Origin of the sequence: Colwellia sp. MB02u-9, assembly GCF_014077085.1 — a bacterium.
In the GTDB taxonomy this organism is placed as follows: Bacteria; Pseudomonadota; Gammaproteobacteria; order Enterobacterales; family Alteromonadaceae; genus Cognaticolwellia.
Genome location: NZ_JACGVF010000090.1, coordinates 31673 through 55916 on the forward strand (window position 1 = coordinate 31673; position 24244 = coordinate 55916).

Genomic DNA, 24244 nt, shown 5'->3' on the forward strand with positions numbered 1-24244 from the left:
AGGTCATGCTGAATTGGCTTGGTAAATACCGCGATATTTTAAAAGTATCGCGGTAGTTTTTTACTTTATTTAGATTTTGCCAACTAAATCTAATGATGGTGTTAATGTTTCTGCACCTGGCTGCCATGCTGCTGGACATACTTCACCGTCATGTTCAGCTACATATTGTGCCGCTTGAATTTTGCGCACTAGCTCTTTTGCTGAACGACCTATACCTAGATCATGTATCTCAGCAATTTTAATTTCGCCTTCAGGGTTGATTACAAACGTGCCACGTAATGCTAGGCCGTCGTCTTCAATCATGACACCGAAGTTGCGCGTAATTTTGCCTGTTGGGTCACCAATCATTGGGTAGGTAATTTTGCCAATAGTGTCTGAACTACCGTGCCAAGCTTTATGGGTAAAATGTGTGTCGGTTGATACTGAGTAAACTTCAACGCCCATTTCTTGTAGTTGTGCATAATGGTCAGCCATATCGCCTAACTCTGTTGGACAAACAAAGGTAAAGTCAGCAGGGTAAAAGAAAAATACTGCCCATTTTCCTGCAACATCAGCTTCTGAAACCTCGACAAATTCGCCTTTACTAAATGCTGTTGCGTTAAATGGTTGGATGGTTGAATTGATAATTGATTTATACATGTTTATCTCCACTTGTTTTAAAAATATGAGTACTTGTTAAGTTGGGACAATGATACGCCGGCATTTAAAATAGGAACAATCGTTTGAATTTATTATATCGATAGGCAAAAGCTATGGGTGTACTGTAGAATTAAATGTAGAAAGAGAGGACATTGTTGCTGTGACTGTTTAACTTTATTTTATAGATGACTAAAATTTCAATGTTACAGGAAGTTATATGAAAAATAAGATTGCATATTAATATCAGCTTAATTTCTTTAGCTATGATCAAAGCAAAAAAAAGACAAAAAAAACGCCCCTCAATTGAGGAGCGTATAAAAATATAAAACACTAATAAAAACAAAACCGAGGGGAGAGTCTCTTGCTAAGTAAGAGTGCCATTACCCTGGTTAGTTCAATTTATGTAAAAATAAACCTAAATCCCTCAACGAAGATTTGGTGAAAATAAATGATTTACTACTCATGGAACAAAAACTAATCGCTTTGCTCCTTTATCACTTTCAATAACAAATAATTCATCCGCCAAAATATAGGCAAAAAAAACGCCCCTCAATTGAGGAGCGTATAAAAATATAAAAACACTAATAAAAACAAAACCGAGGGGGAAATCTCTTGTTAAGTAAGAGTGCTATTATTACGGTTAGTTCAATTTATATAAAAATAAACCTAAATCCTTCAACGAAGATTTGGTGAAAATAAATGATTCACTACTCAAAGAACAAAAATTAATCGCTTTGCTCCTTGAACACTTTCAATAACTAATAAGTCATCCGCCAAAATATAGGCAAAAAAAACGCTCCTCAATTGAGGAGCGTATAAAAATATAAAAACACTAATAAAAACAAAACCGAGGGGGAAATCTCTTGTTAAGTAAGAGTGCTATTATTATGGTTAGTTCAATTTAAATAAAAATAAACCTAAATCCCTCAACGAAGATTTGGTGAAAATAAATGATTCACTACTCAAAGAACAAAAATTAATCGCTTTGCTCCTTGAACACTTTCAATAACTAATAAGTCATCCGCCAAAATATAGGCAAAAAAAACGCCCCTCAATTGAGGAGCGTATAAAAATATAAAAACACTAATAAAAACAAAACCGAGGGGAGAATCTCTTGCTAAGTAAGAGTAACTTTATAATGCTTAGTTCAACTTTATTGACAAATAAATTTCATCAATAATAAATCATCTCACAACACCTTGATTTTATTTAATTAAAATAACTTAATCCAAATAAAAAACAATTTTATATCTGTGTAAGTTGCTGCCTATCAGCAATTAAATTAAGTATCTTGGACAGTTTTTTAGCAAGGTAGCCCGACAATAGTTTCGGCTGTTGGCGTATTAATTCAGATTCCGCTGCTGTAATAGCAACATGACAATCTATTAACTTGTTGCTTGAGCTCAGCAACAAAACGTCATCTGCAAACGTTTCTACTTCAACATTCGGTGCTTGTTTTGCTACATTGCCAAATTCGTTAATCGCGACAAGATAAAAATTGATCTGTAAAATATCTGCTTCATCGCCATACCAATTCGCCGTCATGGTATGAAAATTTAACTGCGCTTCGAGTTTATTACTAATGGCGGCAATATTTTTTATTTCGGCCACTAGGTCATCACTCACCTGAATAGAAATTGGCAAGGTTTCAGTCATAATATCCATGATGGTTGACGCCTTTTTAATAAGTAGTTTATCGGTAAATAATGAGCGCTCACCACAGCTATATCATTTGATGGTTTTGCCTATGTTATTATACCATAGCTAACTGACTAAATTATTTTTTGCATCTCTGTGCATTTATCTTCATATCCGTCCATAACAATCGCGCGATTAAGTTCACTAGGATTAAGTTCAATAGTGAGCAGACTAAATACTAAGCTCCACGCCATTAAAAAACAAAGACAGACCTTTCTATCTCATCGTTATTCAGTTGCTATTGTTGCACTTTTATCGATATTATAAGGTCACAGCGTATGATCAAAAGTCATCAATCGCACTGCTGCACCCATGATGGGTGGATTCGTTAACGCGGTAACACTCACACCCTTAACTACTGCCAGCAGAATAGCTATTGTGGAGAATAACCTAATTAAAACAACATTGACTAAAGCTAGAACAATAAGAAAAAAGCCTTTAAAACTCTTTAACCTCAGCCATAAGCTGCATAAATGGTTGATGTTATTTATTGGTGCACAATTTGTTATTTGGTCTGTTACGGGTGCTTATATGGTCTTTTTTGATCTTGATTATATTCACGGTGATAGCTTAATTATCAACCATCAAAATAAAATAAAATCAGAGAACTTAACATACTCATCGTCAACCTTATTTCAACAATATCCACGGGCTAAAAACTTAAGTGTTGGCCTGCTAGTGAACCGTGAAGTCTATCGCTTTAACATAGCTAAACAAGCATTTATAATTGATGCACAGAGCGGCGAACAGGTATCGCCATTAAATAAAAACATGGCAATTACCATAGCAAAATACCTTTATTCTGGTGATGGCAAAGTACTTAATGCCGAGCTAATAACCGCAAATCCACACTTTGGCTTAAGTGCTCGACACTTACCCGTATGGCAGGTTAATTTTGACAACTTCGCCTCACCGTCGCTTTATATCTCAGTGAGTAACGGTAAAGTTGTTAGCAAACGTCATCAACTTTGGTATTTGTTTGATTGGATGTTTCGCTTGCATATCATGGATTATGGCGACGACGAAGATGTCAGTAATTGGTTGCTGTTTTTTATTGCTTCATTGGGATTTTTTGCTGCCTTTAGTGGTTTAGTACTGACTTATTTCAAAGTGATCAAACCGATAATAATCTCACGTAGAAAAAGCCGCGATAGGGCTAAAAAAGCGCAACAAGATAACCGCTTACCTTTTGGAGATAAGTCATGATGCTTTGGATAAGAAAAATTCATAAATGGGCCTCATTACTCATCGGTCTGCAACTACTTATTTGGCTAACCAGTGGCTTAGTCTTCAATGTCATTGATCACAAAAAAGCCCGCGGTAATGCTTATCGTCAAACGGCCATGGCCGAGCAGCCAACTTTGGCAAACCAAGCACTGTTACCCGTTAAAAGCATACTAAAATTATACCCGGCTACGCTTGAACTCAACCAAGTCAGTATTCTCTCGCAGCCTTATTACCTGCTAACTCAACAGCAAGGCTTATATCGCCACTTTGCCAACAGCTACCATATCGTTAATGCTATTACCGGTGAGCTAACCTTGGTGGATGAACCATTCGCCAAAGCGATTGCCAAAGCGACTTATAATGGCCCAGGTAATATTAAATCTGTCGCGTTAATAACGCCGCCAATTGCCGATTTTCTCAAACATAAAAATCCCAGTTGGCAAATTAATTTTGCTGATGACTTAGCCACCAGTGTTTATGTTGAACAAGGCTCGGGTCGTTTAGTGGGCCATAGTAATAGTGATAAACGCTTTGCCGATTTTTTCTTTATGTTGCACTTTATGGATTACGGCAGTGCCGGCAGCTTCAACACAATTCAAATGATATTATTTGCTTTTATCACCTTATGGCTCACGCTTTCTGGTTTGATATGGACATTACATATGCTGCGAAAAGGTCAATACCGCTTAAAGCAGCTTTAGCTCCATCGCCATAGTGCTAGCCATATTTATAGCCATATTTATAGCCATAGTTCTGCTCCTCATATTGATGATAGTAATAGTACAAAGCTAAACACTTTATTTTAATTTGCTCTGCCAGCGGTTACTATAGCTGCCCATGTATATTGTAGAATAACCTAATGAAAAAATTAATTGGCCTGCTTAGCATCGCACTTACGTTTTTAAGCACCACAACTTTTGCAGAAACCTTAAAAGTCGCTTCTTGGAATATTGCCTGGTTGGGTTCTCATGAATATAACCAACGCAAAGACTCCGATTACCAAAAGTTAGCGCGCTATGCACGCGAATTAGATGCCGATGTCATTGCCTTACAAGAAGTTGAAAGCGCAAAATGGGCACAAAAAGTTTTTGGTGACGACTATGACTATTTTTTCACCACAAAAGACTGGGTGCAGCGTGTTGGTGTCGCGGTAAGAAAAAGCAGCGGCTATAAAGCCAGTGCGGTCGAATACCGTGAACTTGACCAAGGCCTTGCGCGCCGAGGCATGGACGTTACCCTAACAAAAAATGGTAAGAGCGTGCGCTTATTAGCTGTGCACATGAAATCAGGCTGTTTCGATAACGCACTTGATCAAGCCAGCATTGCTAAAATGCCCAATAGTAATGAAAAAGAACAATATGCAAAAATTGCCTGTGCAGAACTTGCCAAGCAAGCCAAGCCATTAGAAGCTTGGGTTGATGCCCGCGCTGAAGAAGGTATTCCCTTTATATTACTCGGTGACTTTAACCGTCGCTTTGTTAAAGACATAGCGTTAAATTACACTGAAGTACAAGGCTTGTGGCAAACCATTAATGATGAAGGTGGCGAAGCACTTTGGGCGCCTACTATTACAGCAGAATCACAATGCTGGGGCGGGTATTACAAAGACTATATCGACCATATAATTTTTGATCCCAAAGCAAAAGCACATTATGTTGAAAACTCATTTGAGCAATTAGTCTTTGAGCCAAAATACACCCGAGAGCTTAGTCAAAAACTAAGTGATCACTGCCCTATTTCAATAAAGTTGGCACTGTAAGCGCTTGTTAACCACCCAGCATTAGCATTCATTAAGCATTAATGCTGGGTGGTATTTTTATAACGTATTATAGTCTGGCTATTAATCTTGTCAGTCATTGTGCTAAGCAGACATGGTTTCAAAAGTTGTCGCAACAACCCATGCCTGCGCTAGTGACAATGTAAGCAGCAACGTTTAGGCTAAACGGTGAAATTAACCATGAATGATATCCAGAATAATATTCAGAGTGCAACGAAAGAATACGTCATTTTATTGCACGGTTTAGCGCGCTCAGCACATTCAATGGACAAAATGGCACAACGCTTAACCGAGCAAGGTTACCAAGTGTTAAATATTGACTATCCTTCACGTGCTTACTCTATTGAACAGTTGGCAGAACAAACCATTTCAGATGCGTTAGCACAATGCCACAACATGCCGGTCAGCTTTGTAACCCATTCAATGGGTGGCATTTTAGTACGGCAATTTCTCAGTCACCATAGTATTAAAAACCTCAATAAAGTGGTTATGCTTGGGCCACCAAACAAAGGGACTGAAATTGTTGACAAACTGGGTAATTTACCCGGTTTTCACTTAGTAAATGGTGATGCAGGCATGCAATTAGGTACTGGCGCATTAAGTGTGCCTAACCAATTAGGCAAGGCTAATTTTGATGTCGGCATTATTGCGGGCACCCAAAGCATAAACTTGCTGTTATCGACCCTCATTCCTGATGCTGATGACGGTAAAGTCTCGGTCGAAAGTACTAAAATTGATGGCATGAATGATCATATTGAAATACCAACCTCTCATGTCTTTATGATGCGAAATGACGCGGTTATCGCGCAAGTCATTAGTTACCTCAAACAAGGTAAATTTAACCGCTAATATAACGATAATAGTACTGACGATATTGTTTAAGCCCTGATAACTAAAAATAATATCTGACTGCCTGCGAGCATAAACCATCTCAATAAAGACTAAAGTCTGATTGACAATCCCATCCACGTTGACTACGGTAAATTACAAAAATAAATTGGTTAAATAACCACGCGGTAATAAGTCATGTCAACAAATCGTCAGATTGCAGTCTCACTAGCTTTACTTGCGGCCACTTTAATAGCATTGCTATTAATTGTCTTAGCACAGATAACAACCAGTATAACTTGGTATGTATCATCTATATTTATAGCAAGCCTTGTTATTTTTTTCGTCAGTATCAACTTTGTAATTAAGAAAAATCAACAAAATCAGCGTCAGTTATTGCTTCACGCTTTAAAGCTTGATATTTCAACCAACCAATCTTTGCAGGATATTCTCTGCAATCAGGCGAGTAAAACCAGCATAGCAGGAAAAAATATTGACGATAAAGCCAGCGAGTTAGCTATTAACTCTGCAGAAGTCAGTTTTTTCCTTGAAAAGCTCAGTAGTGCTATTGAATTATCGAGTGAAGATGTTGATCGGCTGGCCAGTGCTGCGGAGCAAATGTCTATTAGTATTAAGGTGATGAATGACAATGCTGCAATAGCATCGCAACAATCTAGCCAAGCCATGACAGCAACGTCCGCCGGCTCACAGCAGCTAAATGACAATGTCGAGGTGATTGAGCAACTCAATAGTGATGTGATCAATGCCGCTGAAAAAATAAAATCGCTCTCGCAAAAAGCCACTAAAATTCAAAATATCACTAATGTTATCGATGGAATTTCACGCCAAACCAACCTCTTGGCATTAAATGCGGCAATAGAAGCTGCGCGTGCTGGCGAACAAGGTCGAGGCTTTGCGGTTGTGGCTGATGAAGTCAGAGCATTAGCATCGAAGACAGCTGAGGCCACAGATCAAATTGGTAGCATGCTCACCCAGATCAATGAGGAAACGTTACAAACCACTGAGGTTATGGCGCAAGTTGTTCAGCAAAGCCATAATATTGTTAGCAGTATGGGTTCACTCGCTATTTCATTAAGTGATATCAATCAAAAAATGACTGAGTCGTCTGATGCCAGCAACCTCATCAGTAACGCACTAGAAGAACACAATGCCACCAGTGATGAAATTTCCATGGCGATCACAAATTTGCATGACTTTTTGCTCGAAAAAAGTAAAGAAACCCATATAGTTTCAGATAAAGCAAAAGCGCTATGCGAAAGTACCGAGTCAATATTCATCGATTTGGCTGAATTCAACACTGGCTCTTTAGTGGAAAAAATTTGTTGGCAAGCACAGCTTGCCGCACAACAAGTAGCCACTATGTTCAGTGATAAAATTTCACGCAATGAAATTAGCCAACAAGCTCTTTTTAACTTTAGTTATAGTAAGATTGCCAATACTAATCCGCAAAAATATCACAGCACTTTCGATGACTTTACCGATAAATTCTTACCGGCTATTCAAGAGCCTATTTTAAAAGAAAACCTTGAAGTTGTCTTTGCTGGCGCCGTCGATATCAACGGTTACTTTCCTACTCATAACCAACGTTATTCGCAACCGCTAACCGGTAACATCGCCACTGACAGCATTAATAATCGCACTAAGCGAATATTTGACGATAGCACAGGCATTCGATGTGGCCAGCACAGGCATAAATTTCTTCTGCAAACATACAAGCGTGATACAGGTGAAGTTATGCATGATGTTTCTGCGCCAATTATCGTCAACGGCCAACACTGGGGCGGCTTTCGTATCGGCTTTAAAGCACAATAATGTTAAGCAACACCTCAGTGCTATTGTGAAATAATTATGAAAGTTTCAAATTAACGATGCCAATCAGATAAAAGTTTAGTATGGTAACTTTGAGGGTTTGTTAAACTTTTTGATGATTTTTACCCGTGATTATTCGCTTTTGATCATAGGACAGTGCATATACTTAGCCGTTATTTTAGTCAAACATCTGATGATGAAGAAAAGGACTAACAGTGCTACTGATTGCCTTCAATATCACTTGCTCTTTGCTGTGAGGAATTTACATAGCACAGGTTGCTAGATACCTTGCACCGCGATCAAGCTGTATTGAATGCAAAAAAAGAAATATGAAAAATTAACACCCCCTACCAAAGCAGTATTTAATAAATCTAGGTGAGGGAATCAAGATGATATTATTGAAAAAATTAACGCGATCAACTGTTGTGGTATTAAGTGCGATATCGAGTTTTACGTCGGCAAACGAAATGGAAATCACGGCTATAAAACAAGTGATTTCAGAAAACAGCAAACGCCATACCTATAGCGGCAATGTCAGAATTGCTTTTGCCCATGGCAACTTGTCGACTAAATCAAGTCGTGCTTCTTTTCAAAAAGGTAAAACTGTGATGGAAGGTGATGTAGAGATTATGCTCAGTAACGCCATTGCCAAAACTCAAAGAGTGACTTTCATACCCTCACAGCAGGGCTTAGTGGCTGAAATGGATAAAGTTACCTTTACCTATAAATAACCACGAAAAATAGCGCGTTAGCCTTATTGTTGATGCGATATTCATAGGTATAGTTTTTATCGCTCGGCGTTTGTGCTGATAACAGTTAAATTCCAGTTAACTTGATTGACTGAAGTACACCTACACTGTGCTTACGGGTATCAATCTAGCCTTGGGTAATTGTTTATGTAGGCCATTTTTTATGTAGGTCGGACTTTAGTCCGTCAGCTGTTAAGCGGGCGATTACTGTCATGGGGCAAATATGAACCGCCAAGTTAATTTCACCTGAGATGGCAATCATTAACCTTTAAAATAGCTAAGCAACAGTCAACTCTCTATGGTTCTGGGTGTGGCGTTAAAATGGCGCTTAAATTCGCGGCTAAATTGTGAAGGGCTAGTATACCCCACCAACATTGCCGCCTCTGTTGCCTGTTTACCTTCTGTTACAATCAGATCTTTGGCTTTGTTTAAACGTATTTTTTTTAAATATTGTAAGGGTGTTTCACTGGTAACTTGTCGAAAAGCGCGATGAAAACCTGAAACGCTCATATGTGCTTGATTAGCCAAATGCTCAACCGATATTACCTCGGCATATTCTGTGTGCAGCGTATCAAGCACACGAGCAATCCTAGCATAATGACCATCATGACGAGCTAAATCAAATAATATGTGGCCATTATCACCCACCAAGGCTCGGTAGACAATTTCTTCAACAATCGCTGGCCCAAGAATTTTTGCTTCAACATCTTCGTGTAGCACTTTGATTAATCGCGTAATCACACTATTGAAATTATCATCTAAACTATTTGATTTAACACCAAAATCTAATGGCGTTTTATGACTCGGTGTTGCTAGATTACCTAACGTATTTTGTTCATTAATTTGGTTAACTAGTTTATGTAATATATGCGAGTCAACATCAATAATTAACCCTAAAATAGGCAAGCCATGATCAGAAAACGCCTCACATTCCAATGGCATTGGCACACCTAACACTAAATAGTCACCTGAGCCATATTGCACACAATTCTCTGCAACATAAATATTTTTACGCCCTTGCCCGATGACAATAATGCCTGACTGATAAAGTAATGGCTCTCGATCACTACCGGCACTAGCACGATAAAATTTTACACCCGGAATCAGCGTTTGATAGCTGCCATTCAATGTATTCAATGATTTTAAATGCGCAAAAGACTGCATTAGTTGTGCTAAATTTTTCATAACTCACTCAAACAATAAACATGTTTCTCATCACATTTATACAAATAGGCAATGATTATCGATAAAAACGTCTATTTACACAACATTTATTACAGTAATATGCAACTCAACATAAGCTGCTATGCTTTTTATTCGATAAATATTAAATGAGGTATCCCATGGAATTTTCATACGTTAACCCAACTCAGATCCATTTTGGCCAAGGTAAAATTGCCAGTGTAACTGACGCTATTCCAAGCACTAGCAAAGTGCTCGTTATTTACGGTGGTGGCTCAATCAAAAAAAATGGTGTTTATCAGCAAGTACAAAATGCCTTAAGCCAGCATACTTGGATAGAGTTTTCAGGTGTTGAGCCTAATCCAACGATGGAGAATTTAGATAAGGCTGTTGCCCTAGTTAAAGCGGAAAAAGTTGATTTTATACTCGCGGTTGGTGGCGGTTCAGTGATCGATGGTGCGAAATATGTTGCTGCTGCTGCATGTTATGACGGTGCAGGCTGGGACATTCTATTAGGTAAGCATACCGTTACTAAAGCTATTGCCATTGGCGCTGTACTGACCTTACCTGCTACCGGCTCAGAGTCTAATTCGGGTTCCGTTATTACCCGCGCAGCAACTCAAGATAAACTGCCATTCTCCTCGCCAGCCGTGCAACCAAAGTTTGCCGTGCTTGATGCCGATGCGATGAAAACATTACCAGAACGTCAATTAATTAATGGTTTGGTTGATGCTTGGGTACATACCTGTGAGCAATATTTAACTATGCCTACGGGTGCTATGGTACAAGACGGTTACGCAGAAGCCTTACTTAAAAACTTGCTAACTTTGGCTAAGCAATACGACCAACATACAACACTACAATGGCGTGAAAATCTCATGTGGACAGCAAATCAAGCGCTTAATGGTTTGATTGGTGCCGGTGTACCACAAGACTGGGCAACACATATGATTGGCCATGAAATGACCGCACTTTACGGCGTTGATCACGCACGCTCGCTAGCGATTGTACAACCCTCATTATTGCGCAACCAACTGACGGTTAAAAAAGCTAAGTTAGAACAGCTAGGTCATAATGTTTTTGCCTTAGCGGCAGGTGATGATTTAGCTGAACGCACAATTGTTGCTATTGAAGCCTTCTACCATAGCTTAAATGTTGCTACACAATTAACTGAACACGGCGATGATAAAGCTAGCGCAATTGATAAGATCATTGCACAGCTTGAAGCACACAAGATGACAGCGCTAGGTGAACACCAAGCCATTACCTTAACGCAAAGTCGTGAAATATTGCAGTTAGCGATTAAATAACAGTCTGTAAGCTAATAGTCTGTAAAATGAGTAACGCTCAATAAAAAACTAAGCGAGTAGTATTTTCAGTACTCGCTTAGTATTGCCGCTATTTACTTAACGGCTGATTTGATAACACACCTCTGATCTCGTTTAGCGCGTCTACCGCAAAACCTTGATCATAAAAGTATAATATTTTGCCTTTATTATTTAGCAGCACCACACGGGCATTAGAAATATTTTCATTACCGGTAAAAGCCTGAACTTGTTCACCATCGTCATAAATCGTCACTACCCCTTGCCATAGAGGTTTTGGAATGCCAGATCGCATACCATTATCAATAAAGGTACTAAACATTTGTGGAAATAAGCCTTGAATAGTAGGTACTTCATAAACTTTTACCTGGGTATCGGTTACATCTAAAGCAATTAACCAACGATCAATATCAAACTGTGAATTTTGCACATAACCAATCAAAAGTAAGGTTACGTCGTCAGTAAAATCACTTGGAATGGTGAATGATTTTTTTTCTAAGGTTTGACCTTCTACGGTTGGAAATATTTCTCCGGTAATATTTTTATTTGGATATTGTGTGCTACAAGCTGTTAGCAACAATAGCACCAAAAAATAGCTTATTATTCGCATGTTATGCTCCTGCTTAATCTGTTAAAAAACAATACGTCAGCGCTTTTATTTTGGTTCACAGCATAAACCAATAAGCAGATGACATTTAATAGCAAAAATAGTCGAAAAGTGCCAATAAACGGGTGGAAATAATCATAGACTTTATGGTCTGATTAACCGATGAACTCAACAAAGTGTAGTACCATTACACAATAATATACTACTTAAGTCCTCTTAATCGCTCACGATATTTATCGCGCGCCAGTGCTTGCATATCAGTTACCGTATCGCTTTCATCAACAATTTCACGACCAAGCAAGGTTTCAATAGCATCCTCTAAAGTAACAACCCCTGAGGTTTGACCGTACTCATCTTCAACTGAGTAGATATGTATATGATTTTTAATAAACATATCTAACAACTGCTGAACCGGTAACTTTTCAGATACCGCGGCTAACTTAATCACAAAATTACTAATCGGCTCATCACCATGCCCGTTACGTTCAGCTTCATACAAATCCCCTTTAATCACTTTACCGGTGATATCATCAATGGTTTTACCGTAAACCGGTATGCGGGAGAATTGCCGAGTTTGTTCATGATTTAGCGCCGCCGTGACGGTTATGTCTTGATGTAACATGTGCACTACCGTGCGTGGCGTAAATACATCGCCAGTGTGTAATTCTCGCAAATTTAATATATTTGATAAATATTCGTTTTCTTGCGAGAACAGACTGCCATCTTTGTAGCTTAATGATGCTAGGGCTATAATTTCTTCCCGAGTAATTTCATTGGCTTTACCCCGCTTGAATGAGTGCGTTAACCGAGTTGAGAGCCAAACCAATGGATAAACAATTCTCACCAACCAAGTGATAACAAAGGCAGAAGGTATGGCCAAACTGCGCCAGAATGTTGCTCCTAAGGTTTTAGGAATAATTTCTGAAAAATACAAAATCACCAGTGTTAACAGCACAGCAATCATGGTTTCCCACTTTTCACCAAATATACCGATAGCCTGTGCGCCAACACCTGCCGCCCCCATGGTATGTGCAAAGGTATTAAGAATTAATATACTGGCAAGTGACTCTTCTAAATGCGTTTTAACTTTTGCTAGCACCAGTCCATGCTTAGGTTTTTTTGTTTGCATTTGCTCAACAAAACTTGGCGTTATCGATAATAATACCGCCTCAAGTATTGAGCATATAAATGACACCCCAATCGCAATTGCCAAATAAATAAACAGTAAAGTCACTTAGTCATTCCAAATCTATAATATTAAATTTCACTGCTAAATAGCATATCACAATGTAGGCAAAGCACTTGGTTTGAGTGCTTAGCTTAATGGTATTAGTAGGGATTGAGGTGATTAATTAAACAAAGCAGTGACAAATTTATTGCCAGGATAGATTTTAATTTTTTGACGGTAACTCGCTGTATTAATTTTGCACAAATATAAATAGTACATTTTTTTGAAAGCATATTAAAAATTTACAGCAAACAGCTAAACTTTATGTAAACTTATTCGCCAACAAGGCGGCTAAAAATAACCACATTGTGTTGCCATTGAAAAGTGTGTCATTAAAAATTGTTGTCATTAAAAACAAAGCGCCAGAAACCTTCAACACATTTAGTCTTAAAACTGTTAAGGCTTACTTCATGGCTTCATCAAGGTTTATCAAGCGAGTCAATCATGATTTAAAGTACCAGTAATAAAGTTTTATCACTTGTACTGCATGGCATTACCGCAATATATTGCGCTGTATCATTAAAAGTTTTGAGTATTAAAGTCGCTGAGTCATACTTATTAAAACTAAAACTAAAGTAAAATAAGAGCGCTTTATTTACGCCATAAAATCTTCTAAAAACCAAGCTGCAAACTCATGCCGCCCTTCTACATTGGCTTTGCTATATATCACAGAGGCTTGCTGGCGAACCGTTTTGTCTTTGGTATTTCTAACACTGCTTATTTCTTTGAAGCTGAGTCCTTTAAGCAGCAACATGGCAATTTCTTGCTCACTAAGTGTTAAGTGCCATTGTTCAAACTGGCCATGAATAACATGACTGTAGGCATGACGAGCATTTTTCATTTCTTGAGAAATATTTCTCAATTTATCATCTGAAACGACTAACTCTTGTTTTAGCCTAACGGTATTTAATGTGCGAGAACGTATGTCTTTAACTAAAAGCAGCGCACCAAAACCAGAAACTATCACAATAAGACTTTCTGAGAAAACATGCCACATAGGTACACCTAAAGAAATATCAGTGATCACGTCAAAAAAATTTAATAGCATTATTATAACTAAAATTAACACTATCACTTTATCCTTCATAAAACCTCTTTATATCAATTAGTTAAATATACAATAGACAAATGTACCATCACGAAGAATAAACCTAAATTAAGTAAGGTTCGACCTATGTCTAATGACCCTTGATATAATAACAGTAATAATTACCTTACAACGTTTAATTACCTGTGAATTTATTGTATGTCGTTATTACTGGTGAAAGAAATACCTCAGATACTTAGCTGCAAATATACGCTATTTTATTTATGCTTTATGGTGCTATTTCAAATATCGTCAGCATTTGCCTTTGAAAAAAGCCAAGTCGTTGACCTGTCTTCGCTTGGCGCTTTTGAGCTGAAATTTTCCACCGTTAAAAAAGCAAACTTTATGGTAGGCCAGCATTTAATTGGCGAGGTAAGCTACAAACCTGGTGACACTATTGCTAGTGTTGAAGGCTATCGAGCGTTTTATCAATTTGAAGTTCTGCTATTTTTTAAAGACATAGAAAAACTTAAAGATATACTTAAGCCAATTTGCCAACCCACCAAGTTAAAATACTGGATCACTCCTGTTTTACAATCTGGCCACTTTTAACTCCACAGCAATAAAAGAGAAATAATATGAATATTAATAGGCAACAAGTTTTCGTCTGGAGTCGTAAAGTCAGGCTTTTTCATTGGATAAATGTCATCGCAATTTTATTACTCATTGCGATAGGCACAGTTATATTAAATGGCAAAACATTGGGCCTGAGTACCGAAGGTAAAGTATTATTAAAAACCATACATGTGTTGGTGGGATATGTTTTTGCGAGTAACTTAATTTTTAGATTAATCATAGCTTTTGTTGGTAAAGGTTATGAGCGGTGGCATAAAATCCTGCCTTTTAAAAAAGGCTTTAAAGCTGAATTAGTTGCATTTACACAAGGTAAAAAGTTAGCTTACAAAGGCCATAGCCCTGCAGGTAAATTGATGATACTAGCACTGTTATCCGCCATGACAGTGCAAATGATCTCAGGTCTTGTTATCGCCGGCACCGACATTTACTACCCACCCTTTGGTCAATATTTTGCTGAAAGTATTGCCATCAATAAAGACAATATAGCGGCGATAAGACCTTATTCAAAAGAAAACATTGATGCAGCGGCTTATCAAGTGATGAGAGATTTTCGAAAACCTTTTATTACCGCTCATGTTTATGCTTTTTACTGTCTGCTATTGCTTATTCCACTGCATATTATTGGGGTGATTATTGCTGAAAGACGGGAAAAAAGCGCCCTTGTTTCTGCCATGTTCAATGGTTATAAATACCTACCCAAGCATAAGACTGATGAGCATTAAAGCTTAATTTTTATTAAAAACTAAAAATAATTAAAAACGAAAAAATACTGACAATAATCCTAGACACCACCCTAGCAGGTGGTGTTGAACGGCTGTTTGAATGAAAAATTTTAATCCACATCACCAATATAGAAAGTGAAAATAGTGTGTGAAAATAGGTCTGGAAATACACTTTATAAAAATCGCGCCATCAAGATTAGCAAGCCGATAAGTTCCTCAACAAACAGGCTAAATAAAGCTCACATTGATCTAACCATATAATGTTAGATGAGGGATATTAATAAAAAATAGCGCCTTTAGGCCAGAAGAGTACTCAGTAAAGGCGAGTATTATTTTTTGTTTAAAGACAGTGTAACCCCGACTCTTTAGCGCACCATGATTCTTATATATCACAACCTACAACCGCTATATCCCGCATTAAAATTAAAGGCCAGATCACGCTAATAACCTACACAGGTAAATACTACTGAGGTTTCACTTTGTGCGCCTAACTCATTTTATTGATTAAATTTTAACAGAACATCAAAGCGCTACTATCTTAATATAGTTGGACAACCTACGTTTAATAGACGATAGTTTAAGTATCTTAGCCACTAATAATTACTTTAAAGGAGCTCAAATTGGAGACTGAAAATTTAACTACCGTCACTATTATTTATTACCAAGAAGACAGCTTAGAATTAAAGCATGAAATTAAAAGCTATCCTAAAAATAAATCTGGCAGGGTTATTATCCCACAGGAGTTCAAACAGGATAAGTCTATATTAGCTGTCTGTCTTGGTGAGATAACTATCATAAACAAAATCGGTGATAGAATTATGTCACTTGGCATCGAAGATGAGAACTTTTAGTCTTTAAGCTTTATCGACAGCTAAGCCATATTAAATTTTTCAATCATCAGTTTATGCCTGCTTTTATTATTAAAAAATAACTAACAAAGTGACTAACAAAGTAACTAACAAAGTGACTAACAAAGTAACTAAAAGCTGGGCAACCGTTTTAGGTGTCAATAATTTAACTCAAGATGTTAAATTAATATTTCAAATCAATATTTCAAATCAATAACGGCTCTAACCTTATCTAAGGTTGTAATCAGCTGGCGACTAAAATTAAACGTCATGATATGACTTTCTTTTTTGCCTTGGCGTAATAGTTCATTAAAATGGCTAATTTGATAATTATAGCCATGGGTTTTACAGTCAAAAAATACCGATTCTTCATTATTATCTTTAATTAAAGTCACCGTTGACGGGCTATGAAAGCCACTATTAATTTTAATAATGCCTTGCTCGCAATAAAAAATAGCTTCACTGGGGGTAGGCTCTAATAGTGTTGACGTTAGTGTTGCTACGGCATTATGGTAATTAAATACCATAGCGCAGGAAGAGTCAGCGCCATTCTCAAAAAAGCTTGCCTTGGCTGTTATGGTATCTGGCACGCCAAGTGTTGAAAGTGCAGCAAAAATAGGATAAATGCCAATATCTAAAAGACTACCTCCTCCTAACGATTTGTTAAAAAGCCGAGACTCTTCATTAAAGACCTTAACAAAACCAAAATCAGCTTCAATTTTCAGAAGATTGCCATAAGTTTTGCGACTCAGCTCTGCTAAGACAAAATTATAATGTGGCAGAAAATAGGTCCAAAGTCCTTCCATCAGCAGAGTATTATGTTTAGTGGCAGCAGCAATCATGCTATTCACTTCATCGATATTCATAGCAAAAGGTTTTTCACATAATACCGCCTTGCCCTGCTCTAAACACAACAGGGTATTTTCTTGATGTAAAGAGTGTGGCGTTGCTATGTAAACAGCATCAATGTTTTCATCGTTTACTAACGCTTCATAGCTACCGTAGGCTTTAATTGCTTGATATTTTTCGGCAAAGTCATCAGATTTTTGCTGTGTTCTTGATGCAACCGCATAAAGTTCAGCACCTTCCACGGTTAATAAATCTGTCGCAAACTTATTGGCTATATTACCTAAACCAATAATTCCCCAACGTATATTTCTATTTTTCAGTGACTTCATTGACTATTTCTCAATATAAAAAGTGACAGGAAAAGGATTTTCTCATGCGTCTAATCGCCCTAGAGATGGCACAACGACCTACAGCTAGAAAATACTTTCTTTAAATTATTCAACATAAATGAAACTACCAATAGTTAGCCTGCCTATTTTAGGATCTGAAGACAAACCTAATATCGGATTAATGTCACCTGAGTGTAAGGCCATACTGGGATAGATCACGGCTCTATTCATACCGGCAGCCACTGAATGAAATTGCTCAAAAAGGCTATTATCTGAGTTTACGTAGCAGGGGTTTTTATGTAACTGATGCGCCATAGCCTCCTTTTTCAGCTGCTGACCATAACTGACTAAACGCGCTGAGGTGATGCGCTCAAATGCACTGGCCCGGTGTCGATAAAAAGAAGTTCCGCCATGTTCTGGCTCACATAAGTAATGCACTACCGCCAATTGATTAATATTGGCGGTATCAAAATGCGGCAGCATTTGTATCGGCTTTAAATGCTCAGGAGCTCTATCTGAAACAGCAAATGCAGACATTAATGCTCTAGCACTAGTGGCGGTATCAAAACCAAAATATGATTTAAATAGCGGTAAATATTTTTTACAAATTTGTTCACTATATATTTCTGGTGCTAAAAAACGTTTGCCCGGATAGAAGTTTTGTTGATCGGCTCTAAATAATGAGCCATCACCCGCGCAGGAAATTAAATCATCAGGTTTGTTGGCAAAACCATCAATAATCAACAAGGGTATATTTTCTTTACCTATCGTCAGCTTAGTTAAGCTAGGATTATCATTTAGTGTAAAATCTAACATCGAATAACGTTTACCCTTGCTAAATCTCTAGTGATTAACTTAGAGACTTATTTTTTAAATCAATTAGTGTATGAATTTGCCCTAAAGATATCATCATTGTATGTATGGCAGACAGTAAGCCACTTTGATGTAAAGATAAAATTTGTTCATTGTTTAATGCCGCGAGTTTCACTTCGTCAATGGTATATAAACCGGCTAATTTAGTAGCGCCTTGATTCATAAAAGTAATGTCTAACGACATAGGTTTAATTAATGCCATTGACGTTAGTGTTGCTATTAATACTTTATTTTCTTTTTCACCCAGCAGTAATTGCGTAAGATTTGCTTTCACGGTTTTAAAATAGCTAGATTCATCACCTTTTTCATCAAAAAGTGCCTGTCCGATTTCTTCTGATACTGCGGGACTATCGGTATTCAAACAAATCGCAAGTTCGTTATGATGCTTTTCATCGCTCGTTTCAACAAAAAATGGTTGCCGCCTTATTTGCAATGGCACATAGAGTCCTTGCCATTGTGCTTGCTGCCAAAATAAGTTTTCATTTTCCTCAAAGCCTAACATCGCCGAAAATACAAACTGTCCTGTGTCGCCATTTTTAGTCAGTACAATCGGATATTGCACCGCTAAATGAATAAACTCGGCTAAAACAACCGGAATCAGGGGTAAATTAGCACCATGGTGTTCAACTTTATTGAGATCTATTTTAGTGTTTAAATGCTTTTTATTATCTACTGCGACTAAACTAGCCATGTATAATTTCTCTTGTTCGCTGATGACTTAAATTCGGCTAAATTCAATTAAATTCGGTTAAAGCCAAATTCAATGATTTTATTAATTAATTCACGGTTTTTCGGCAGTGTCGCTACCGCTTTGTCGGTGAGTTTTTTATTTTGCGCAAATTGATGTTGTGCAAAATCAATATTATCGAGTGCATAAGTGTTTTGGCTATAATCGCTTTTAAAACCCATACCATATAAAACATACTGATAACTTGCCGCAGGAAAAACTTCATTATTACTGGTAAAGTCATGATCAGCAGGTGCTCGATATTGCCAAAGCGCCATCGCTTCTTTTAAACTTTCAGGAATAGATTCAGGATTGCGGTTATCAGTCCAAAAAGCGTTATCAGTTCTTTTACTTAAGATGTAATGTAACTTAAGAAAGTCGATGATTTTTTCCCATCGATAAAGAAACGTTTCATTAAAGCGCTTGGCGGCTATGTCCATAATGTCACGAGACTGCGGCAATTGTTCACTGATCATTTGTGCTGACAATTCTACCATCACCAAAGCAGAGGCTTCTAATGGCTCTAAAAATCCTGCCGACAAGCCTACCGCCACACAATTGTTTTGCCACATTTTTTCTCTATGACCACTAACAATTGGAATTTTCCGTACCGTTAGTGATGAAAATTTATCACCAACATACTTAGCTAATACTTCTCTGGCCTGTTCTTCAGATGAATATTTACTCGAATATACATAACCAACACCGCGGCGATGTTGTAAGCCAATATCCCATATCCAACCTGCTTCTTGGCCAGTTGACACGGTATGAGAGGCAATTGGCGAATCGGCATCATCATAGGGCACTTGTACTGCTAACGCCGTATCAATAAATAATACGTCACTGCAGCTCTTAAATGGCACTTGATAATGCTGACCTAAAAGCAGCGAAGAGAAACCAGTGCAATCAACAAATAGATCACCGGTAATATCCGCATTATTTTCAGTACTCACGGATGAAATATCACCGTTTGGGGCTGAGTTAACACCCGTAACGTTATCAATAATATGAGTCACCCCAAGCTTTTCTGTGCAATGCTTTTGTAAAAATACAGAAAACTTCACAGAGTCTAGGTGATAGGCATAATTTGCAACCGCCGCAAACTCAGGCGTTCTAATCGTTTTAGGCGCTAAGCCATTTTCACAAACCGACTCTTGAAAACAAACGTCTTCAGAAAATGATTTAGTCCCTGCTTGGCCTTGCTTTGCCAACCAATGCGCCGCTAAGTCGCCTTGTGAAAATCCTTGTGGCAACACTAAGGGATGATAATAAAAATCATCTTCACTACCATCAACCCATTTAGCAAATTTTGCGCCTTGCTTAAAACTGGCATCACATTCGCGAATAAAATCTGTTTCACTAATACCTAACGCACTCAACGTACTGCGCATAGTGGGCCAAGTTCCCTCTCCAACGCCTATAGCCGGGATATTAGGAGACTCAACTAAAACCACAGTTAAACCTTGTTCCGTATTACTTTTATGTTTTGCTGCTAAACGCCCGGCAGTCAGCCAGCCCGCTATTCCGCCACCAACAACAACGACTTTTTTGGTCAATTTATTCATAGTTAATCTGCTAATGTTATTTTAGCTCTCGTTTAGTAAGAGAGTATTGAAGTAGACTTTTACTTCTAGAGGAAGTAAAAGTCTTTATGCATAACTAAGATTATAAATTACAAAGCTTAGAAGCTACCGCGTACGCCCAATGAAATACGACGGCCACTATCAACAACGTCGAGTATTTGATTAGAGAAACGACCACGGCTATGAGTGTATTCTTCAGTTAAGTTAATACCCTCAACAAACACGGTGATTTTTTCAGTGACATCAAAACTAGCACTTGCATCCCACTGTGCGTAATCTTCAACGTAAGTCACACCATCACCGCCACCTTGGCTAAGGCTTTGCAAGAAAGTGTCACGCCAGTTGTAAGCGATACGTGCTTGTAATGGACCATTTTCATAAAAAGCCACTAAGTTAGCCGAGTCACTTAAACCGGTAACCGCAAATACTTGTGTAATGTCAGTATTATCAAGTTCAGCATCACTATCAACAAGTGTTGCGTTCGCTAAAAGACCAAAACCTGTGTCACCAAAAGTATGCTGGGCTGCAATTTCCCAACCGTCTACTATTGCTGATTCACCATTACTAGGAGCCGTATTAGTAAAAGTCGCCACACTATCTTCACTATCAGGCGCACTAACATCAGTACCCGTAGACGGATCTGTTAATAAACTACCATCAGCTGTTACAAAAGTTTTTGCTAGCTTGGTGTTGGTAATAAAGTTAGCAACATGCTTTCTAAAATAACCGGCAGAAACATAGCTTGCTTCGTCATAATACCACTCAAGTGACAAATCTAAGTTATCAGAACTAAAGGGGACTAAAGCTGAATTACCACTTGATGACTGTAAGTTACCTTGACGAGTCGTTTGCAAAGAAGTGATAGGTCTTAAACTACTTAAGGTAGGACGTGTTAAGGTTTTTGAAACGGCTACACGAGCAATTAAATCTTCATTTATTTCTAATTTAACACTGAAATTAGGTAAAATTTCACTGTAACTATTATTTTCCGTAAAGTTAGTTGTATCACCGTATGCCGCTAACATTTCAGTTGCATCCAGAATACGTAAACTTTGAGGGTTTGCTTGAGAAGCACTCACCGCAACATCTGTAGTTTCATAGCGGAAACCTGCCGTACTATAAATAAACATATTGGCTATTTCGCCATAAAAATCAAGTTCTAAGTATAGAGATGCTGTTTCTTCTTCAACTTCAAAAGAGTTGTTGGTTTTAACGGCGTCAAAATCGACACCTTCAATATTACCTAAGAAATCAAATAAGGCTTCACCATCAAAACTTAACCATTGTGTTGGTGAACGGCCACTGCCACTTACGCTACTTAAAAAGTCATCACCGGCATCAAATACTTCCTGAGGGAAAGCGCTAACATCTGGAAAATCTTTATAGTTGCAGTAAGTACAGTGAATACCGCTTTCATCATTATTCCAGGTATTTACCGTTTTAGTTTCAGACGAGAACATAGCGCCAAATCTTGCTTTAGCAAAACCTGTGTCACCATCAGCCGCCCAAACACTGTCCCAGCGAAGTTGCGTAATATCGTCTTCAACTTCATCACCACCACGGATCATCACGTGTGCGCCGCTGTTAGCCGTATCTAAATAATCAGATACACCTGCAGGGGCAACATAATCAGGACTTGTCGGGTCTTGGTTAACACCATCGCCTTCTTGCTGACCACTGTATATTGAATCATTGGCGGTTGCGAAGTCTGAGTAATAAGGCAAAATATTATCATCAAGATTCCATTGCACACGGTTAGCATAGCCTAATAACGCTAAGTTACCGCCTCGACCATTGTTAGCCGCGCGCGTCGCATTCGAGTTACTAATATCAAACTGCATGTTTAAGTTATCATTAACATCCCAGTCAAAATTAAGACCAAATGAAGTAGACTCTGTTAAACGGTCGCCCTTTTTCGCATGAAAATCAGTCGCTAAACCCACTTGTTGATACATCTCAGTAACCGTGCCATTTTCATCAACAACAATGTTTTCTGCGTTATCAGAAGTAAACCAGTGACCGTATGATGTGGTATCAGAATTAACATCAAAATCAGAATATAAAACATCCGCAGTAACAATTAAGTTATCGGCAGGCGCGTACTGTAAAACTAAATTAGCATTAGTACGTTCACGTTTTTCAGTAGTAACTAAAGAATCAAAGTTTTGAGGAATAAAGACGTTACCTACGTAATCATCTCCTGATGCTGTTTTTGGTGTCCCACGAGTGAATGATGAGTTTTCTCGCCAACCAGCAGATTGCGCTCTATTTAAACGCGTTTCACGCTCTAAGTAAGAAACAGCAAATAAAGCACCAAAAGTGTCATCGTTAAAGGTATCACTGATTAATAAAGAGGCTTGTGGTGTGGTCTCTTCACTATTGCCATCGTAAATACCTTTAAGGCTACCCGCTAACTTAAAGCCACCAATAGCGAAAGGTTTAGCTGTTTCAATATTAATAGTAGAACCGATACCACCAGATTGCATAGTGGCTGTCGATGTTTTATGCACATCTAGCGTTTTCACCATTTCAGCCGCAATAGTGTCAAAACTAAAGTCGCGACCTGCGCTTTCAGTTGCTTGTTGACGACCATTAACTAATACCGTGTTAAATTGTGGACCAAAACCACGAACAGTAATTTTTTGACCTTCGCCGCCTGAACGATCAATTGAAACACCTGAGATACGTTGCAGTGACTCTGCAAGGTTAGTGTCTGGAAACTTACCTATGTCTTCTGCTGAAACTGAATCTACAACACCACTTGCTTCACGCTTGGTGTCCATAGCACGGCTCAGTGCCCCCCGAATCCCCCGAACTTCAATGATTTCTACTTCTTTAGCTGTACTTGCTGTTTCTGCAATTGAAGGTGCCGCTGCGACTGTAGTTAAAACCGCTAATACTGCACTTGCTACTTTATTTTTTTTATAATGTGCCATGTTGTTTGTTCTCTCAAATCTTGAATCTATTAAGATAGATAACTGCCCACTCTCGCTAATATCTGTTTTAAGCCCGGTATTTCTGAGTAACTTATTCAGCGCATTCATCACAGAAAAACTACCTGAAACTCGATTTGTTTGCTTATCCGCAATTTTATTTAACGGAAAAAGTAACGTTATATCGGCCTGTTCAGCAAAACTTATTAACGATATGTCGGCTCTTTGTCTGGGAATATTGAAAGATATTTTTTCCTTGGCATGCACCCAACTAGGTAGGCTAAAAAGCATAACAATACAGAAAAAATGTACTTTAAATTTCAAATATTCCACATGTATAGATTTTCGCCATACATAAAACAAAGACGACTGGTCTATTTTTTTCCTCCATAAGGATTTAGAAATTATGGTTGAATTATTTTTTGAGAGAAAACCCAGCATTACTTTTTTTAAGCCTTATTTAATTTTTATGGTGCTTTTTATTGGCAAAAAACGAAAGACGAATAAAACAAAAATATAAACCCAGCGGCTACCCACTGACTTTTAGACTTGCTTAACGTTACTGTTTATATTTTATTTATTACAACTACTTGCTCAAAATTATGGTATCTATTTTATTTATGACAA

General features: G+C 38.0%; 21 protein-coding genes. 10 read left to right on the forward strand and 11 right to left on the reverse strand.

Translation table 11 applies throughout. From position 1 onward, the window contains the following. Positions 1-69: 69 nt before the first annotated feature. Both ahpC and H4J65_RS06715 read right to left on the reverse strand, forming a co-directional pair. Positions 70-639 carry an alkyl hydroperoxide reductase subunit C gene (gene ahpC / locus H4J65_RS06710; protein WP_182135820.1) on the reverse strand — a complete coding sequence of 190 codons (570 nt, stop codon included), beginning with the start codon at positions 637-639 and terminating at the stop codon, positions 70-72. A gap of 1245 nt (positions 640-1884) precedes the next feature. After that, positions 1885-2304: a hypothetical protein gene (locus H4J65_RS06715; RefSeq protein WP_182184369.1), complete on the reverse strand. Its 420-nt coding sequence runs from the start codon at positions 2302-2304 to the stop codon at positions 1885-1887. A 345-nt stretch (positions 2305-2649) separates the two neighbouring features. Between H4J65_RS06715 and H4J65_RS06720 the strand changes: the two genes are divergently transcribed. From H4J65_RS06720 to H4J65_RS06745, 6 genes are all read left to right on the forward strand, one after another. Then, complete coding sequence (locus H4J65_RS06720; protein WP_259367550.1) at positions 2650-3543, forward strand: PepSY domain-containing protein; 894 nt, start codon at positions 2650-2652, stop codon at positions 3541-3543. Further along, complete coding sequence (locus H4J65_RS06725; protein ID WP_259367551.1) at positions 3540-4265, forward strand: PepSY domain-containing protein; 726 nt, start codon at positions 3540-3542, stop codon at positions 4263-4265. The genes H4J65_RS06720 and H4J65_RS06725 overlap by 4 nt, the downstream gene beginning before the upstream one ends. Before the next feature lie 158 nt (positions 4266-4423). Continuing rightward, on the forward strand, positions 4424-5323 hold the full coding sequence (locus tag H4J65_RS06730; protein ID WP_182196948.1) for an endonuclease/exonuclease/phosphatase family protein: 900 nt from the start codon (positions 4424-4426) through the stop codon (positions 5321-5323). 198 nt (positions 5324-5521) lie between these two features. Further along, positions 5522-6190, forward strand: coding sequence for an alpha/beta fold hydrolase (locus tag H4J65_RS06735; protein ID WP_182196949.1), 669 nt, complete (start codon positions 5522-5524; stop codon positions 6188-6190). Between the two features lie 177 nt (positions 6191-6367). Next, a complete protein-coding gene (locus tag H4J65_RS06740; protein WP_182135824.1) occupies positions 6368-8002 on the forward strand; it encodes a methyl-accepting chemotaxis protein in 1635 nt (544 codons plus the stop codon). Between the two features lie 386 nt (positions 8003-8388). Further along, a complete protein-coding gene (locus H4J65_RS06745) occupies positions 8389-8730 on the forward strand; it encodes a hypothetical protein (RefSeq protein ID WP_182135825.1) in 342 nt (113 codons plus the stop codon). 306 nt (positions 8731-9036) lie between these two features. Here H4J65_RS06745 and H4J65_RS06750 read toward each other — a convergent pair whose 3' ends face one another. Then, a complete protein-coding gene (locus tag H4J65_RS06750; RefSeq protein ID WP_182135826.1) occupies positions 9037-9933 on the reverse strand; it encodes an AraC family transcriptional regulator in 897 nt (298 codons plus the stop codon). 158 nt (positions 9934-10091) lie between these two features. Here H4J65_RS06750 and H4J65_RS06755 point away from each other — a divergent pair, with 158 nt between their 5' ends. Beyond that, positions 10092-11240, forward strand: a complete 1149-nt coding sequence (locus H4J65_RS06755; protein ID WP_182196952.1) for an iron-containing alcohol dehydrogenase — start codon at positions 10092-10094, stop codon at positions 11238-11240. An 88-nt stretch (positions 11241-11328) separates the two neighbouring features. On the opposite strand, the gene H4J65_RS06760 is transcribed toward H4J65_RS06755, so the two are convergent. The 3 genes from H4J65_RS06760 to H4J65_RS06770 all read right to left on the reverse strand — a co-directional run bounded on the left by H4J65_RS06760 (position 11329) and on the right by H4J65_RS06770 (position 14177). Beyond that, positions 11329-11865: a hypothetical protein gene (locus H4J65_RS06760; protein ID WP_182196954.1), complete on the reverse strand. Its 537-nt coding sequence runs from the start codon at positions 11863-11865 to the stop codon at positions 11329-11331. 199 nt (positions 11866-12064) lie between these two features. Beyond that, positions 12065-13096: a CNNM domain-containing protein gene (locus H4J65_RS06765; protein ID WP_182135829.1), complete on the reverse strand. Its 1032-nt coding sequence runs from the start codon at positions 13094-13096 to the stop codon at positions 12065-12067. Positions 13097-13685: 589 nt separating this feature from the next. Further along, entirely contained in the window at positions 13686-14177 is a 492-nt protein-coding gene (locus H4J65_RS06770; protein ID WP_182196956.1) for a LuxR C-terminal-related transcriptional regulator, read from the reverse strand. Positions 14178-14336: 159 nt separating this feature from the next. On the opposite strand from H4J65_RS06770, the gene H4J65_RS18025 reads away from it, so the two are divergent. The 3 genes from H4J65_RS18025 (at position 14337) to H4J65_RS06785 (ending at position 16326) form a co-directional block, all read left to right on the forward strand. Continuing rightward, positions 14337-14729 (forward strand): DUF3240 family protein, encoded by a 393-nt coding sequence (locus tag H4J65_RS18025; protein ID WP_259363145.1) that lies wholly within the window; start codon positions 14337-14339, stop codon positions 14727-14729. Between the two features lie 26 nt (positions 14730-14755). Beyond that, on the forward strand, positions 14756-15475 hold the full coding sequence (locus H4J65_RS06780) for a cytochrome b/b6 domain-containing protein (protein WP_182184376.1): 720 nt from the start codon (positions 14756-14758) through the stop codon (positions 15473-15475). Between the two features lie 620 nt (positions 15476-16095). Further along, positions 16096-16326, forward strand: a complete 231-nt coding sequence (locus tag H4J65_RS06785; protein ID WP_182135832.1) for a TIGR02922 family protein — start codon at positions 16096-16098, stop codon at positions 16324-16326. A gap of 194 nt (positions 16327-16520) precedes the next feature. Here H4J65_RS06785 and H4J65_RS06790 read toward each other — a convergent pair whose 3' ends face one another. The 5 genes from H4J65_RS06790 to H4J65_RS06810 all read right to left on the reverse strand — a co-directional run bounded on the left by H4J65_RS06790 (position 16521) and on the right by H4J65_RS06810 (position 23620). Next, positions 16521-17501: a Gfo/Idh/MocA family protein gene (locus H4J65_RS06790; protein ID WP_182196958.1), complete on the reverse strand. Its 981-nt coding sequence runs from the start codon at positions 17499-17501 to the stop codon at positions 16521-16523. Positions 17502-17606: 105 nt separating this feature from the next. Continuing rightward, positions 17607-18317, reverse strand: coding sequence for a DUF6445 family protein (locus H4J65_RS06795; protein WP_182184378.1), 711 nt, complete (start codon positions 18315-18317; stop codon positions 17607-17609). A 34-nt stretch (positions 18318-18351) separates the two neighbouring features. Beyond that, positions 18352-19065 carry a SapC family protein gene (locus H4J65_RS06800; RefSeq protein WP_182196960.1) on the reverse strand — a complete coding sequence of 238 codons (714 nt, stop codon included), beginning with the start codon at positions 19063-19065 and terminating at the stop codon, positions 18352-18354. A 47-nt stretch (positions 19066-19112) separates the two neighbouring features. Continuing rightward, a complete protein-coding gene (locus tag H4J65_RS06805; RefSeq protein ID WP_182135836.1) occupies positions 19113-20666 on the reverse strand; it encodes a tryptophan halogenase family protein in 1554 nt (517 codons plus the stop codon). A gap of 116 nt (positions 20667-20782) precedes the next feature. Beyond that, the gene (locus H4J65_RS06810; protein WP_182184398.1) at positions 20783-23620 is read right to left on the reverse strand and encodes a TonB-dependent receptor; all 2838 of its coding nucleotides are present in this window, start codon (positions 23618-23620) and stop codon (positions 20783-20785) included. Between the last annotated feature and the right edge of the window lie 624 nt (positions 23621-24244).

Coding starts and splice junctions, on each gene's coding strand:
- ahpC (WP_182135820.1), bottom strand. CDS start 639: ATGTATAAATCAATTATCAATTCAACCATCCAACCATTTAACGCAACA.
- H4J65_RS06715 (WP_182184369.1), bottom strand. CDS start 2,304: ATGGATATTATGACTGAAACCTTGCCAATTTCTATTCAGGTGAGTGAT.
- H4J65_RS06720 (WP_259367550.1), top strand. CDS start 2,650: ATGATGGGTGGATTCGTTAACGCGGTAACACTCACACCCTTAACTACT.
- H4J65_RS06725 (WP_259367551.1), top strand. CDS start 3,540: ATGATGCTTTGGATAAGAAAAATTCATAAATGGGCCTCATTACTCATC.
- H4J65_RS06730 (WP_182196948.1), top strand. CDS start 4,424: ATGAAAAAATTAATTGGCCTGCTTAGCATCGCACTTACGTTTTTAAGC.
- H4J65_RS06735 (WP_182196949.1), top strand. CDS start 5,522: ATGAATGATATCCAGAATAATATTCAGAGTGCAACGAAAGAATACGTC.
- H4J65_RS06740 (WP_182135824.1), top strand. CDS start 6,368: ATGTCAACAAATCGTCAGATTGCAGTCTCACTAGCTTTACTTGCGGCC.
- H4J65_RS06745 (WP_182135825.1), top strand. CDS start 8,389: ATGATATTATTGAAAAAATTAACGCGATCAACTGTTGTGGTATTAAGT.
- H4J65_RS06750 (WP_182135826.1), bottom strand. CDS start 9,933: ATGAAAAATTTAGCACAACTAATGCAGTCTTTTGCGCATTTAAAATCA.
- H4J65_RS06755 (WP_182196952.1), top strand. CDS start 10,092: ATGGAATTTTCATACGTTAACCCAACTCAGATCCATTTTGGCCAAGGT.
- H4J65_RS06760 (WP_182196954.1), bottom strand. CDS start 11,865: ATGCGAATAATAAGCTATTTTTTGGTGCTATTGTTGCTAACAGCTTGT.
- H4J65_RS06770 (WP_182196956.1), bottom strand. CDS start 14,177: ATGAAGGATAAAGTGATAGTGTTAATTTTAGTTATAATAATGCTATTA.
- H4J65_RS18025 (WP_259363145.1), top strand. CDS start 14,337: ATGTCGTTATTACTGGTGAAAGAAATACCTCAGATACTTAGCTGCAAA.
- H4J65_RS06780 (WP_182184376.1), top strand. CDS start 14,756: ATGAATATTAATAGGCAACAAGTTTTCGTCTGGAGTCGTAAAGTCAGG.
- H4J65_RS06790 (WP_182196958.1), bottom strand. CDS start 17,501: ATGAAGTCACTGAAAAATAGAAATATACGTTGGGGAATTATTGGTTTA.
- H4J65_RS06795 (WP_182184378.1), bottom strand. CDS start 18,317: ATGTTAGATTTTACACTAAATGATAATCCTAGCTTAACTAAGCTGACG.
- H4J65_RS06800 (WP_182196960.1), bottom strand. CDS start 19,065: ATGGCTAGTTTAGTCGCAGTAGATAATAAAAAGCATTTAAACACTAAA.
- H4J65_RS06805 (WP_182135836.1), bottom strand. CDS start 20,666: ATGAATAAATTGACCAAAAAAGTCGTTGTTGTTGGTGGCGGAATAGCG.
- H4J65_RS06810 (WP_182184398.1), bottom strand. CDS start 23,620: ATGGCACATTATAAAAAAAATAAAGTAGCAAGTGCAGTATTAGCGGTT.